The organism is Polaromonas sp. CG_23.6, assembly GCF_029892315.1.
Taxonomy (GTDB): domain Bacteria; phylum Pseudomonadota; class Gammaproteobacteria; order Burkholderiales; family Burkholderiaceae_C; genus Polaromonas.
This window is the reverse complement of record NZ_JARXUY010000001.1, coordinates 2,754,388-2,768,638: the sequence shown is the minus strand read 5'-3', so window position 1 is coordinate 2,768,638 and position 14,251 is coordinate 2,754,388. Positions and strand designations below refer to the sequence as shown.

At 62.0% G+C, this 14,251-nt stretch carries 13 protein-coding genes; 9 read left to right on the top strand and 4 right to left on the bottom strand.

Translation table 11 applies throughout. The features are described from left to right. Window positions 1–27 precede the first annotated feature (27 nt). From H4V98_RS13085 to H4V98_RS13060, 6 genes are all read left to right on the top strand, one after another. Window positions 28–381: an FKBP-type peptidyl-prolyl cis-trans isomerase gene (locus H4V98_RS13085; RefSeq protein WP_196863754.1), complete on the top strand. Its 354-nt coding sequence runs from the start codon at window positions 28–30 to the stop codon at window positions 379–381. An 89-nt stretch (window positions 382–470) separates the two neighbouring features. Next, window positions 471–1,667, top strand: coding sequence for a nicotinate phosphoribosyltransferase (gene pncB / locus H4V98_RS13080; RefSeq protein WP_196863753.1), 1,197 nt, complete (start codon window positions 471–473; stop codon window positions 1,665–1,667). 57 nt (window positions 1,668–1,724) lie between these two features. Further along, window positions 1,725–3,137 (top strand): sodium:proton antiporter, encoded by a 1,413-nt coding sequence (locus tag H4V98_RS13075; RefSeq protein WP_196863752.1) that lies wholly within the window; start codon window positions 1,725–1,727, stop codon window positions 3,135–3,137. Window positions 3,138–3,155: 18 nt separating this feature from the next. After that, a complete protein-coding gene (locus tag H4V98_RS13070; RefSeq protein WP_196863751.1) occupies window positions 3,156–4,142 on the top strand; it encodes a D-glycerate dehydrogenase in 987 nt (328 codons plus the stop codon). Between the two features lie 3 nt (window positions 4,143–4,145). Next, complete coding sequence (gene rmuC, locus H4V98_RS13065) at window positions 4,146–5,516, top strand: DNA recombination protein RmuC (RefSeq protein ID WP_196863750.1); 1,371 nt, start codon at window positions 4,146–4,148, stop codon at window positions 5,514–5,516. A 13-nt stretch (window positions 5,517–5,529) separates the two neighbouring features. After that, window positions 5,530–6,726: an MFS transporter gene (locus H4V98_RS13060; RefSeq protein WP_196863749.1), complete on the top strand. Its 1,197-nt coding sequence runs from the start codon at window positions 5,530–5,532 to the stop codon at window positions 6,724–6,726. Window positions 6,727–6,770: 44 nt separating this feature from the next. Here H4V98_RS13060 and H4V98_RS13055 read toward each other — a convergent pair whose 3' ends face one another. The 3 genes from H4V98_RS13055 to earP all read right to left on the bottom strand — a co-directional run bounded on the left by H4V98_RS13055 (window position 6,771) and on the right by earP (window position 9,673). Further along, window positions 6,771–7,634 (bottom strand): TIGR00730 family Rossman fold protein, encoded by an 864-nt coding sequence (locus tag H4V98_RS13055; protein WP_196863748.1) that lies wholly within the window; start codon window positions 7,632–7,634, stop codon window positions 6,771–6,773. A 180-nt stretch (window positions 7,635–7,814) separates the two neighbouring features. After that, a complete protein-coding gene (efp, locus tag H4V98_RS13050; protein ID WP_196863747.1) occupies window positions 7,815–8,369 on the bottom strand; it encodes an elongation factor P in 555 nt (184 codons plus the stop codon). A gap of 176 nt (window positions 8,370–8,545) precedes the next feature. Then, entirely contained in the window at window positions 8,546–9,673 is a 1,128-nt protein-coding gene (gene earP / locus H4V98_RS13045; RefSeq protein ID WP_196863746.1) for an elongation factor P maturation arginine rhamnosyltransferase EarP, read from the bottom strand. A gap of 43 nt (window positions 9,674–9,716) precedes the next feature. On the opposite strand from earP, the gene uvrC reads away from it, so the two are divergent. The 3 genes from uvrC (at window position 9,717) to H4V98_RS13030 (ending at window position 13,262) form a co-directional block, all read left to right on the top strand. After that, window positions 9,717–11,666 carry an excinuclease ABC subunit UvrC gene (uvrC, locus tag H4V98_RS13040; protein WP_196863745.1) on the top strand — a complete coding sequence of 650 codons (1,950 nt, stop codon included), beginning with the start codon at window positions 9,717–9,719 and terminating at the stop codon, window positions 11,664–11,666. Window positions 11,667–11,751: 85 nt separating this feature from the next. Then, the gene (pgsA, locus tag H4V98_RS13035) at window positions 11,752–12,318 is read left to right on the top strand and encodes a CDP-diacylglycerol--glycerol-3-phosphate 3-phosphatidyltransferase (RefSeq protein ID WP_196863744.1); all 567 of its coding nucleotides are present in this window, start codon (window positions 11,752–11,754) and stop codon (window positions 12,316–12,318) included. A 62-nt stretch (window positions 12,319–12,380) separates the two neighbouring features. Continuing rightward, complete coding sequence (locus H4V98_RS13030; RefSeq protein WP_196863794.1) at window positions 12,381–13,262, top strand: DMT family transporter; 882 nt, start codon at window positions 12,381–12,383, stop codon at window positions 13,260–13,262. Here H4V98_RS13030 and H4V98_RS13025 read toward each other — a convergent pair. Then, window positions 13,222–14,184, bottom strand: a complete 963-nt coding sequence (locus tag H4V98_RS13025) for a LysR family transcriptional regulator (RefSeq protein WP_196863743.1) — start codon at window positions 14,182–14,184, stop codon at window positions 13,222–13,224. The two genes, H4V98_RS13030 and H4V98_RS13025, sit on opposite strands and share 41 nt — an antisense overlap. Window positions 14,185–14,251: the final 67 nt, after the last annotated feature.

Here is a 14,251-nt window from a genome sequence, read left to right as displayed (position 1 = left end):
CAATTTATCGCTACAAAGGACATTGCCATGACGACGACCACCACCGACTCGGGACTGCAGTATGAAGACACCGTGCTGGGCACCGGCGCCATCGCCAAGGCCGGCCAGCGCGTCAAGGTGCATTACACCGGCTGGCTGTACAACGACGGCGTGCAGGGCAAGAAATTCGATTCCAGCAAGGACCGTGGCCAGCCCTTCCAGTTTTCGCTGGGCGCTGGCGAGGTGATTCGCGGCTGGGACGAGGGCGTGCAGGGCATGTCGGTCGGTGGAACCCGCCGTCTGGTCATTCCTTCAGAACTCGGCTATGGCGCTCGCGGCGCAGGCGGCGCAATTCCGCCAAATGCCACCTTGCTGTTCGAAGTGGACTTCCTCGGCACCTGATTGCCCCTGGCAACCATCGTCAAGAAGCGCCAGGTCCGGCGACGGGCCTGGTGCATCGCATTTAGCTCCACAGGGCTCCAGGGTTCACCATGATCATCACCAGCCTGCTCGACACCGACCTGTACAAGTTCACCATGATGCAGGTGGTGCTGCACCAGTTCCCCGCTGCCGAGGTGGAATACAAGTTCAAGTGCCGTAACGCCGGCGCGCCCGGCATTGGCGACCTGTCGTTCTACGTGCACGAGATACGCGAGGAAATTCGCGGACTGTGCAGCCTGCAGTTCCAGGATGCCGAGTTGGGCTACTTGAAGGCCATGCGCTTCATCAAGAGCGACTTTGTCGATTTTCTGGGCATCTTCCAGCTCAACGAAAAGTATGTCAGCGTCAAAGCCCTGCCTTCGGGCGAGATAGAAGTGTTGATCAAGGGCCCGTGGCTGCACACCATCCTGTTCGAGATTCCGGTGCTGGCCATCATCAACGAGGTGTATTTCCGCAACACCCAAAAGCAGCCTGATCTTGACGAAGGCCGCAAGCGGCTGGAAACCAAGATCGGACAGTTGCAGGCCAGCAACCTGACTGAACTCAAGATTGCCGACTACGGCACCCGCCGGCGTTTCAGCAAGGCCTGGCATGAAGAAGTGCTGCGCACCCTGGTGACCGGCCTGGGCAGCGGCGCCGAAGGGCAACTGGCCGGCACCAGCAACGTGCTGTATGCCATGAAGCTCGGCTTGATTCCGCTGGGAACCATGGCGCACGAATACCTGCAGGCCTGCCAGGCGCTGGGGCCACGCCTGCGCGACAGCCAGGTGTTCGGCTTTGAAGTGTGGGCCAAGGAGTACCGGGGTGACCTGGGCATTGCGCTGTCTGACGTGTACGGCATGAGCGCCTTTTTGCGCGACTTTGACCTGTACTTTTGCAAGCTGTTCGATGGCGCCCGCCATGACAGCGGCGACCCGTTCCAGTGGGGCGAACGCATGATTGGCCACTATGTGGAAAACCGGGTCGATCCCAAGACCAAAACCCTGATTTTCAGCGACGGCCTCACGGTACCCCGGACCATCGAGCTGTACCGGCAATTCAGGGGCCGCTGCCAGCTGGCTTTCGGCATCGGCACCAACCTGACCAACGACCTGGGCTACGAGCCGCTGCAGATCGTCATCAAGATGGTGCGCTGCAATGGCCAGCCAGTGGCCAAGCTGTCCGACACACCGTCCAAGAACATGTGTGACGACGAAAAATACCTGGCCTACCTGCGCCAGGTGTTTGATGTGACTTCGCTGTCCTGACCGTTGCGGCCTGCGATTGGCTGCCACGGATCTTTGCGTTTTTCATCGGACTTTTGCATGACATTTTTTCGCTGCATGGCCGCCTTCGCGCTGCTTTGCCTGTTGCCCGGCCTGTCGTTCGCTGCAGCGCTTGATGGCAGTGTGCTGCCGGTGCTGTATGCCGTGCCGTTTGCCGGCCTGCTGCTGTCGATTGCGCTGCTGCCGCTGCTGGCGCCATGCTTCTGGCACCACCATTTCGGCAAGGTGTCGGCCGGCTGGTCGCTGGCTTTCTTGTTGCCCTTTGCCGCCCTGTACGGCCCGGGGCTGGCGGCGTTCAGCTTCTTGCATGCGCTGCTGGAGGAATACATTCCCTTCATTTTGTTGCTGACGGCTCTGTTTACCGTCGCCGGCGGCATCCACATCCGGGGCAACCTGCACGGCAGCCCGGGGTTGAACACCGCCCTACTGGGCATTGGCGCGGTTCTGGCCAGCTTCATGGGCACCACCGGCGCGTCGATGCTGCTGATCCGGCCATTGATCCGGGCCAACGACAACCGCTCGCACAAGGCGCATGTGGTGGTGTTCTTTATCTTCATCGTCTCCAACGCGGGCGGCTCGCTGACGCCGCTGGGCGACCCGCCGCTGTTCCTGGGATTCCTCAAAGGCGTGGATTTTTTCTGGACCGTCCGGCATATTTTTCCCGCAACGCTGTTTCTTGTCGGTTCGCTGCTGGTCATCTTCTTTGCGCTGGATTCGTGGTTTTACCGTCACCCGACAAAAACGCTGCCTCTCGACCCGACCCCCGACACCGGGCGCGTCGGATTTGACGGCGGCGCCAACTTCTGGCTGCTGGGCGCCATTGCCGGCTTGGTGCTGCTCAGCGGCATTTGGAAGTCGCCCGTGGCGTTCGATATTGCCGGCACCCGAGTCGGTCTGCCCGGGCTGGTGCGGGACGCGGGCCTGGTCGCCATCACCTTTATTTCGCTGGGCATCACCTCCAAAAAAGTGCATGCAGACAACCAGTTTGCCTGGGGACCGATGGTGGAAGTCGCCAAGCTGTTCGCCGGCATCTTCCTGACCATCATCCCGGTGATCGCCATGCTTAAGGCGGGCGCCAATGGCCCCTTCGGCGCGGTGGTGGCCAGCGTGACCCGGCCAGACGGCTCGCCCGACCCGGCGATGTACTTTTGGGCCACCGGCGCGCTCAGTTCCTTTTTGGACAACGCGCCGACCTACCTGGTGTTTTTCAACACCGCCAGCGGCGACCCGCAGGCGCTGATGACCACTTTTGCCCCGACGCTGGCCGCCATTTCGGCCGGCGCGGTGTTCATGGGGGCCAACACCTACATTGGCAACGCGCCCAATTTGATGGTCAAGGCCATTGCCGAAGACCGTAATGTGAAAATGCCGAGCTTCTTTGGCTACATGCTGTGGTCAGGCGGTGTCCTGATTCCCCTGTTCATCCTCATGACCTTCCTCTGGTTCAAGTAAAGAAAGCAACCCTTCCCCATGAGCAAACCCAAGATCCTGATCGCCCGCGCCGTTTTTCCTGAAGTCATTGCCCGGCTTGAGCAGCATTTCGATGTCGAGTCCAACCAGGACGACCACACCTGGTCCAAGGCCGAACTGATTGCGCACCTGCAAGGCAAGGCCGGTGCCTTCACCACGGGCGGCGACCGCATCGACAGCGATGTGCTGGCCGCTTGCCCAGAACTGAAAATGTGCGCCAACATGGCGGTCGGTTACAACAATTTTGACCTGGACGCGATGACCGCTGCCGGCGTGCTGGCCACGAATGCGCCCGACGTGCTGACCGAAACCACCGCCGACTTCGGCTTTGCCTTGCTGATGGCCACGGCCCGGCGCATCACCGAAAGCGAGCATTTCCTGCGCGCCGGAAAATGGACGAAATGGCGCTACGACATGTTCGCCGGCGCCGATATCCACGGCGCCACACTGGGCATTCTGGGCATGGGCCGCATCGGGCAGGGCATCGCCAAGCGCGGCGCGCTCGGCTTTGGCATGAAGGTCATTTACCACAACCGCTCAAGGCTCGACGCCGCCCTGGAAGCCGAATGCCAGGCCCGCTATGTCGACAAGGAAGAACTCCTCAAGACCGCCGACCACCTGGTGCTGGTGCTGCCGTATTCGCCGGCATCGCACCACGCCATCGGCGCTAGCGAACTGGCGCTGATGAAGCCGACCGCCACCCTCGTCAACATTGCGCGCGGCGGCATTGTCGATGACGCGGCGTTGGCGGCGGCGCTGCGCAACCGTACGATTGCGGCGGCGGGCCTCGATGTGTTCGAGGGCGAACCGTCGGTGCATCCGGACCTCTTGAGCGTGCCCAACGTGGTGCTGACGCCGCACATCGCCAGCGCCACGATGCCAACGCGGCTGGCCATGGCCAGCCTGGCGGCTGACAACCTGATCGCTTTTTTTACAGGAAATAAGCCTCTTACGCCCTTGAATGCTGCGGTGTTAGCTATTAAATAAAGAGTGACTTATCCACTTGAATTCTGGCTGGCAGCGGCGTTGCTGCTGGTCAATTTGCTGCTGCTGGTCTGGCTGCTGGTGCGCAATCCCGCGCCCGTAGCGGTTGCCGCACCTGGGGAAGGGCATGCCGAACTGCTCAACGGGTTTGCCGAGATCAGCGACCGGCTGGAGCGCGAACTGCGGCGCGAGATCAGCGACAGTGCGCGCAGCAGCCGCCAGGAACTGGCTTCGACGCTGGCCACTTTCCAGCAAACGCTGGTGCAGCAAAGCGCCGAAGCCACGCGCACACAAAACTCCCAAATCGATGCCTTTTCCCGCCAGCTCAGCGTGCTGCAGCAAAGCGTTTCCGACACGCTGACGACCCAGCTGCAGTCGGTCAGCGAATCGAATGCCCGGCGCATGGGCGAGGTGCGTGAAACGCTGGCGCACCAGCTGGCGCAGCTGCAGCAGACCAATTCCGCCAAGCTCGACGAAATGCGCCGCACCGTCGATGAAAAACTGCAGAACACGCTGGAAGCCCGGCTGGGCCAGAGCTTCAAGCAGGTGGCTGACCGGCTCGAGCAGGTGCACAAGGGCCTGGGCGAAATGCAGACGCTGGCGCAGGGCGTGGGCGACCTCAAGCATTTGCTGACGAATGTGAAAACGCGCGGCATTTTTGGCGAAGCCCAGCTGGCCGCACTGCTGGAGCAGGTGTTCACCGTGGAGCAGTATGCCGCCCAGGTTGTGACCCGGCGCGGCGGCAAGAACCCGGTCGATTTCGCCATCAAGCTGCCGGGCCGGTCCGATTCAGGCGAGCCACTGTGGCTGCCCATCGATGCCAAGTTTCCGAACGAAGACTACGAACGCCTGCTCGATGCGCAGCAGCGCGCCGACGGTCCGGGCGCTGAGGTGGCCGGCAAGGCGCTGGAAATGCGCATCCGGCTGGAAGCCAAGTCGATCTCCGAAAAATACATCGAGCCGCCGTACACCACCGACTTTGCCATCCTGTTTTTGCCAACCGAGGGCCTGTATGCCGAGGTGCTGCGCCGCCCGGGCCTGATTGAATGCCTGCAGCGCGAGCACCGCATCACGCTGGCCGGCCCGACCACGCTGCTGGCCATGCTCAACTCCCTGCAGATGGGCTTTCGCACGCTGGCGCTGGAAAAGCGCTCCAGCGAAGTCTGGCAGGTGCTGGGCGCGGTCAAGACCGAGTTCGGCAAGTTCGGCGACGTGCTGGCCAAGGCCAAGTCGCAAACCGAAACCGTGCTCAACACACTCAGCAGCGCCGAGCAGCGCAGCCGGGTCATGGGCAAGGCCTTGCGCAACGTCGAAGCGCTGCCTGACTCGGAAGCGGTCCGGATGATTCCCCTGGACAAAGACCTGGAGCCGGAATGAGCACAGCCGCCGCATGACGCCCGAGTTGGCCCGGCTGATTCTGGCGCAGATCTGCCTGCACGCCTGCATGGCCGGCACCCGCTTGTCAGCGCCCCTGCTGGCGCTGCGCGAAGGCTACAGCCCGGCGGCCGTGGGGGTGCTGCTGGCGCTGTTTGCCCTGACGCAGGTGTTCCTGGCGCTGCCGGCGGGCCGTTTTGCCGACCGGCATGGCCTGCGGCGTCCGGTCAGCTACGGCGTACTGGCCGCTGTGGCCGGGGCGGGCACTGCCGTTGCTTTTCCGGTGTTTCCGGTGCTTTGCCTGGCCGCGCTGCTGACGGGCGGCGCCACCGGCGTGGCCACCATTGCTTTGCAGCGCCATGTCGGGCGGGCTGCCGGCGGCGTCTTGCAGTTGCGCAAGGTGTTCAGCTGGCTGGCGATCGGCCCGGCCATTTCCAATTTTGTCGGCCCGTTTTCCGCCGGCCTGCTGATTGACCATGCTGGCTCGTCACCGGGCAGCCTGACGGGCTACCGGGCAGCATTTTTCCTGATGGCGCTGCTGCCCCTCGTCACCTGGTTTTTGGTGCGCCAAACCCGCGAACTGCCAGCGCTGCTGGCGGCCAACGATGGCACACGGCCCAAGGCCTGGGACTTGCTGCGCGAGCCTATGTTTCGCCGCCTGATGGGCGTGAACTGGTTGTTGTCGTCGTGCTGGGATGTGCACACTTTTGTCGTGCCGGTGCTGGGGTTCGAGCGAGGCATCAGCGCCTCGGTGATCGGTACGATCCTGGGCGCTTTTGCGCTGGCCGCCGCCGCCATTCGCCTGCTGATGCCGTGGCTGGCCGCACACCTGAAGGAATGGAAGGTGCTGGCCGCTTCGATGCTGGCAACGGCCTTGCTGTTTGCGGCCTATCCCCTGACGCGCTCGGCGCTCGGCATGGGCATTTGTTCAGTGCTGCTGGGGTTTTCGCTGGGCATGGTGCAGCCGATGATCATGAGCATGCTGCACCAGATCACGCCCGAGGCACGCCACGGCGAGGCCTTGGGCCTGCGGCTGATGGCCATCAATGCTTCCAGCGTGGTGATGCCGATGCTGTTCGGATCGGCCGGTGCCTTGGTCGGCATTGCCGGCGTGTTCTGGGCAACCGGCGCCCTGGTGGGCATGGGCTCTCGCCTGGCCTGGCGGCTCCGGGACGGCATTGCCGCTGCGCCGCATGGCGACACGCCGCGCTGATCAATGACCGGCATGTCGCCGCATCTTTCAGCGGGGCAGAAAACTCAAAGTTCGTAAAAGCTCTTGATCGCGTCCCAGGCGGCTTGGGGCTCATCGACATACTGGATCAGGTCCAGGTCTTGCGGTGAAATCGTGCCTTCCTCGATCATCACGTCGAAGTTGAACAGCCGTTTCCAGTATTCAGTACCAAAAAGAATGATCGGCACGGGTTTGGCCTTCTTGGTTTGCACCAGCGTGATGACCTCGAACAACTCGTCGAGCGTTCCGAAGCCGCCCGGGAAGGCCACCAAGGCCTTGGCACGCATCATGAAATGCATTTTGCGCAAGGCAAAGTAATGGAACTTGAAGTTCAGCGACGGTGATACATAGGGGTTCGAGCCTTGCTCGTGCGGCAGCACAATGTTCAGGCCGACGGTCAGCGCGCCCATTTCCTGCGCGCCGCGGTTGGCCGCTTCCATGATGCCCGGGCCGCCGCCGGTGCAGATGAACAACTGCTCGGCCGACGGACGCGGGTTGCTGTAGCCCGCCACGATGCGGGCGAAGAGGCGCGCCTGGTCGTAATACCTGGCATTGCGCATATGACGCTGGGCCAGCGTCAGTGCGGCTTCGTCATCGCCTTGCTCGGCCAGGACGAGCGCTGCCTGGGCCTGCTCGGGCGCCGGAAAGCGGGCGCTGCCAAACACCACGATGGTGTTTTCAATGCCTTGGGCCTGTTGGTCAATTTCGGGCTTGAGCATTTCAAGCTGGATGCGGATGGCGCGGGTTTCGCGCCGCAGCAGGAATTCCGGATCGGCAAAAGCCAGCCGGTTGGCATCGGGCCGCAGTGGCGTGCTGTCACTGGACAGGGCATGCAGCTCAGACCAGGCATGGGCCAGCCGGTCTTCGGATAAGTCTTGTGTTTGTTTCATGGGCTGGGGCTTGGGCTTATGTTTGGGTGAGGCATGAAACCGGTGTTTGACCACTCGCTCTCGCGCAAGGCAAGCAACCGGTAACGGAATCATCATAAAGACGGTTTGTGTCCGGCTTGCTGCGGGAAAATAAAAAAGGCTCCCAACGGGAGCCTTTTGACGGGGCAGGGCAGTGCCGGATCAGACACGCTTGCGGTATTCGCCAGTACGCGTGTCGATTTCGACCACGTCGCCCTGCGCCACGAAGATTGGCACGCCGATTTCAAAACCGGTGGCCAGCTTGGCTGGCTTGAGCACCTTGCCGGACGTGTCGCCCTTGACGGCGGGCTCGGTCCAGGTGATCTCGCGCTGCACACTGGTCGGCACCTCGACCGAAATGGCCTTGCCGTCATAGAAGACGACTTCAAGTTCCATGCCGTCCTGGAGGTAGTTCAGCGAGTCGCCCATGTTTTCGGCTTCGACTTCATACTGGTTGAAGTCGGCGTCCATGCAGACGTACATCGGGTCGGCAAAGTAGGAGTAGGTGCATTCCTTCTTGTCCAGGAAAACCTGGTCAAGCTTGTCGTCGGCCTTGAAGACCTGCTCGGTGTTGAACGTGGCAATCAGGCTTTTGAGCTTCATGCGCACGGTGGCAGAGTTGCGCCCGCCCCGGCTGTATTCGGTTTTCAGCACGACCATCGGGTCCTTGCCGTGCATGATGACGTTACCGACGCGGATTTCTTGAGCGATTTTCATAGCAATTTCAGTGTGGTGAACCGCTGACCCTTTGCAGTTGTGGTGCAGGTTCTGCGGCGGGTTATAGGGCCAGACCAGGACCGGTCACGGGGCCAGTGATGGCGCCAGTGACAGGGCCGGTTTCCAGGCCATTCATGCGTCTTGCCTCAACAGGCTGGATCGCAAAGCCCACGATTTTAGCGGTTTTTTGCCACAAAGCTAAGCAGGCTGGTGCACAGGTCGTTCTGGCGCATCAAGCGCTCTCGGGCATTGCCCAAGCAGGTTTGCCAGTCTTGCAGGTCGCGCTGCAGTACCAAAGGTGCTTCATGGCCTGTGCCCGCGCGGTTCCACGCCTGGTGAAAGTGGCGCAGCGAAGCCGGGGCTTCGAGCATGTCGAGAAAGGCGGCCAGCTTGTCCAGGTGCGCCGCATCATCCTGCGGGTAGATTTGCCAGACCAATGGTTTGCCGGCCCATAGCGCACGCACCAGCGAGTCCTCGCCGCGCACGAAATTCAGATCGCAGGCCCAGAGCAGCTGGTCAAACCCATTCTGGGTCAACAGCGGTAAATATGATATTGATAGCTGACTTCGCCCGCTGGTATTGCGCAAAAGGCATTTTTCATCATTAAAAACGGCTTTAACGGCATGGCTGGCCCGGCCCGCTGCCACAAACAGGCGCACCGCCTCGCCGTCAAGTCCATGCTGCGCCAGTTGTTTCAGCAGGCCTGGCAGCGCGCCGGGTTCGTAGCAAAACAGTGACACCCGCTTTTCCCTGCTGAATGTGATGCCCTGCGCGGCCAGCCAGGCTGGAGCGTCAAAGCGAGACTGCCGGTCGGCCAGCCCGGGTTCGCGCAACAAGCCGCCGGTGGCTGCCGTGAAGCCGGGGTAGAAAAACCATTTTTCCCAGCCCGCCGCCGGGCCCCGCTGGACCCGTGAGGGCAGGGCATGGCAACGCTCGACATACGCCTCGGCAGACAGGTATTCGAGGTTGATCCATACGGGTTTCAGGCCGTTTGCGCTTTGCTGGTCTGCACAAGCAGCTATGAATTCAGGCGCTGCATCACAGCCGAAGGCTTCGACCAGTACATCGCACGGTTGCAAGGCAAAGTCGGCTGCCTGCAGGGCGAGCGGCGGTGTCCAGGCGATGACCCGGACATTGTCGCAACCCCCAGGCGCCATCCACTGCAGCGCGCAAGCGTCATCCACCCACAGGCGCACGCGATGACCGCGCGTCGCCAGGTCGGCGGCCAGGCGCCAGCACACGCCAATGTCCCCGTAGTTGTCGATGACTTTGCAAAAAATGTCCCATTGCAGGCGGTGATTCATGAAAGGATTGTCCACAATACGGCCATTGCGCAACCTTGACACCATGACACCAACCCACGAATTCGATCCCCAACTGCTCAGCGAAGTGGCGGCATTGCCGCCCTTGCCCGGTGTTTACCGCTACTACGACGAACAGGGCGGCGTGCTCTATGTCGGCAAGGCGCGCAACCTGAAAAAGCGCGTCACCAGCTATTTCCAGAAAAACCATGGCGGCACCCGGATCGGCCACATGATCACCAAGATCGTGCGTTTGGAAACCACGGTGGTGCGCTCCGAGGCCGAGGCGCTGCTGCTGGAAAACAACCTGATCAAGACGCTCCATCCGAAGTACAACATCCTGTTCCGGGACGACAAGAGCTACCCTTATCTCAAGCTGACCGCCGCCCAGTCCCGGCCCGAGGGCGACGCGCTGGCGGCCATCGCCTTTCCACGCATTGCCTATTACCGGGGCGCGGTCGAGAAAAAGCACCGTTATTTCGGCCCGTACCCCAGCGCCTGGGCAGTGAAGGACACTATTCTTTTGCTGCAAAAGGTGTTCAGGCTGCGCACCTGCGAAGACACGGTCTTCAACAACCGCACGCGGCCCTGCTTGCTGTACCAGATCAAGCGCTGCTCCGCGCCGTGCGTGGGCCATGTGTCGCCCGAGCAATATGCGCTGGACACGGCGAACGCCGAGCGCTTCCTGCAAGGCCAGACACAGGAAATTCTGGGTGAGCTGGAAAAGAAAATGCTCGCGCATTCAGAGCGGCTGGAGTTTGAGCAGGCGGCCGAGTTGCGCAACCAGATGTCGGCGCTGTCGAAAATCCTGCACCAGCAGTCGATGGAAATTGGCGGCAAGAACGGCGATGTGGACGTGGATATCCTGGCGGTGAAAGTGCAGGGCGGCAAGGCCTGCGTCAACCTGGCCATGGTGCGGGGCGGCCGGCACCTGGGCGACCGGCCGTACTTTCCAACGCATGTGGAGCATGCCGCCGACGTGGCCGCGCTGGACGCCGAGCTCGAGTCGCCAGCCGTTGCGCTGAAGGAAAAGTCGCTGGAGGCGCTGGTGCTTGAAGCCTTTATTGCCCAGCATTACATCGACGTGCCGGTGCCGCCCACGCTGGTGGTCAGCGAGCCGGTCGACAAGGATCTGATGTCTGCGCTGGCAGAGCAAACCGGCAGCCGCGTCACTGCCGTCCACCAGCCGCGCGAGCAGCGCCGCGTCTGGCTGGAAATGGCGCAGAAAAATGCCGGTCTGCAACTGGCGCGCCTGCTGGCCGAGCAGGGCTCGCAACAGGCGCGCACGCGGGCACTGGCCGAAGCGCTGGAACTGCCGATGGACAACCTGGACACGCTGCGCATCGAGTGCTTCGACATTTCGCACACCGCGGGCGAGGCGACCCAGGCGTCGTGCGTGGTGTTCAAGGAACACAAGATGCAGAACAGCGAATACCGCCGCTACAACATCGAAGGCATCACCCCGGGCGACGACTATGCCGCCATGCGCCAGGTGCTGACGCGGCGCTACAGCAAGCTGGCCGAGGCCGCGCGCAATGGCGAGGCCACATTGCCCGACCTGGTGCTGGTCGATGGCGGCAAGGGCCAGGTGTCGATGGCGCGCGAGGTGTTTGTCGAACTCGGGCTGGACCTGGGGCTGATTGCCGGCGTTGAAAAAGGCGAGGGCCGCAAGGTGGGGCTGGAAGAACTGGTGTTTGCGGACGGCCGGGACAAGGTCTACCTGGGCCGCGATTCGGCTGCGTTGATGCTGATTGCCCAGATTCGCGATGAGGCGCACCGCTTCGCCATCACCGGCATGCGCGCCAAGCGGGCCAAGGTGCGTGTGGGCGGTAGCCGGCTCGAAGACATTGCCGGCATTGGCCCGAAAAAGCGTGCCAGCCTGCTGCAGCGCTTTGGCGGCGTGCGCGGCATTGCGTCGGCCAGCGTCGAGGACATCGCCATGGTCGATGGCATTTCAACCGAACTGGCCGAGGAAATTTACCGGGCGCTGCATTGACGGCGCATCGCAGCGCAGCTTGCAGCGCACAGGACGGCTGCATGGCTTACGCAGATTGCTTGCCGCTCATGCCAAAATCGGTGCCATGTTCCTGACGATACCCACCCTAATGACCTGGACTCGCATCATCGCGATTCCGCTGATCGTGGGAGTCTTCTACCTGGACATTCCTGCGGTTGAACGCAACCTGATCGCCACGGTGATGTTCGTCGTGTTTGCCGCGACCGACTGGCTTGACGGTTATCTGGCACGCAAGCTGAACCAGACATCGTCCTTTGGCGCTTTTCTTGACCCGGTGGCCGACAAGTTCCTGGTTTGCGCCTCGCTGCTGGTACTGGTGCATCTGCAACGGGCCGATGTGTTCGTAGCCCTCATCATCATTGGCCGCGAGATTGCCATTTCGGCATTGCGCGAATGGATGGCGCAAATTGGCGCCTCGCGCAGTGTGGCGGTTCACATGCTCGGTAAGGTCAAAACGACGGTACAAATGATCGCCATTCCTTTCCTGCTGTATGACGGCCGCCTGTTTGGCATCATCAACACCCCGGTCTGGGGAACCTGGCTGATCTGGATTTCGGCCATTTTGACGGTCTGGTCAATGGTCTATTACCTGCAAAAAGCGATTCCCGAAATCCGCGCTCGGGCCAAATGAATGTTTCCTGACGCAAGCCGGTCGTGAGCCTTTCGCAGCCCTCCAGCCCTCTGATCCGGGCCATGCCCGCCGTGTTTGTGCTGATCTGGAGCACCGGCTTTATCGTGGCCAAGTTCGGCCTGCCCTACGCGCCGCCGCTGACCTTTCTGGTGCTGCGCTATGTGTTTTCCATTGCCTGCTTTTTGATCTGGATCGGTTTCAGCCGCGCCCGCTGGCCGCGCGTGCGCCAGCAGTGGCTGCACCTGGCCCTGACCGGGGTGCTGATGCATGCCGGTTACCTTGGCGGCGTCTGGGTCGCGGTGAAAAGCGGTATGGGCTCTGGCTTGACAGCATTGATCGTTGGGCTGCAGCCAGTGCTGACTGCCCTGTGGCTTTCATGGGCCGGCGCATCTGGTTCTTCCACCGCGACAAAAACGCAGGTCACGCCCCGCCAGTGGGCCGGGCTGGCCCTGGGACTGGGCGGCCTGCTGCTGGTGGTGGCGCGCAAATTCGGCAGCGGCAGCGAAGTGACCGCGCTCACCCTGGGTTGCACCGTCTTTGCCTTGGGTTGCATCACCGTGGGCACCCTGTACCAGAAACACTTTGTCCAGCCAACCGACGTGCGCACGGCCAATGCTATACAGCTGGCCGCTGCCTTGCTGGTGACGCTGCCTTTTTCCTTCCTGGAAACCGAGGCGATTGTCTGGAACACTGATTTTATCGGCGCCATGGCCTGGTCAGTGCTGGCGTTGACGCTGGGCGGCAGTTCGCTGCTGTACCTGCTGATACAGCGCGGCGCGGCCACGGCAGTCACCAGCCTCCTTTACCTGGTGCCGCCCACCACGGCCGTGATGGCCTGGCTGCTGTTTGGAGAAGCCATCACGCTGGCGACTGTCGCCGGTACGGCACTCACAGCGCTGGGCGTCAGCCTGGTGGTGCGGCCCGCGAAGCCGCAGGCCGTGTAGTTTTCCAGGGCTCGTCTTGGAACTGCGCGACCAGAAAATCGATCAGCAGCCGAATGCGGCGCGGCGAATCCGTGCGGTAAGGCGCCAGCCAGTGAATGTCGGCATCCGGCATGGCATAGTCCCGGAGCACCTGGACCAACTGGCCAGAAGCCAGCCAGGGCTCAATATCCCACAGGCTGCGGAGCATGATGCCGCGGCTATCCAGGCACCAGTCACGCACGAGTTCACCGGAGTTGCTCGACAGCGGACCCCGCACCCTGACTTGCTCGGGTGTCTTGCTGTCGCTTTTGTGCAGCGTCCAGGTATCGAAGCTCTGACTCTGTGCGGGAGCGTTTTCGCGCACGATCAGGCAGTCATGGTCGCGCAGGGCGCTCAACGTCAACGGTTCACCGTGCAGCCGCAGGTAGTCGGGCGACGCTGCCAGCACGCGCCGGTTGGGCCCCAGCCGGCGTGACACCCATTGGGCAGCCTGCCTGCCGCGCACTTGCCACAGCCAGATGGCGCCGTCAAAGCCTTCGCTGCCAAGGTCCGGCAATTGCTCGGTGAGCTGCAGCTGAATGTCAATTCGTGGATAGCGTTCCTGAAACAGCGCCAGCGCCGGTCCCAGCCACAGGCGTCCAAAGCCAAAAGTCGCGGCCAGCCGTATCAGACCGCAAGGCTCGGCCTTGCGCTCTTGAAGCTCGGCCTCAAGCGCGTCGAAGCCCTGCAGCAATACCAACGCCCGTTCATAAACGGTTTCGCCCTCCGCTGTGGTGCTGATACGCCGGGTGGTCCGCTGGAACAATCGCTGCCCCAACCGTGCTTCAAGTGCCGCGAGTCGTTTGGTGACGACAGGCGCCGCCAGATCCAGACTGCGCGCGGCTGCTGCCATGCTGCCTTGGTTTCGTACCGCCACCACCAGTTCAAGATCGCTGCGCTCCATTGTTGCCTTGGTAGAAATAATTGATTGCCAAATTATTGCTTGAATCATCTCTTTGATTGCGACAAAA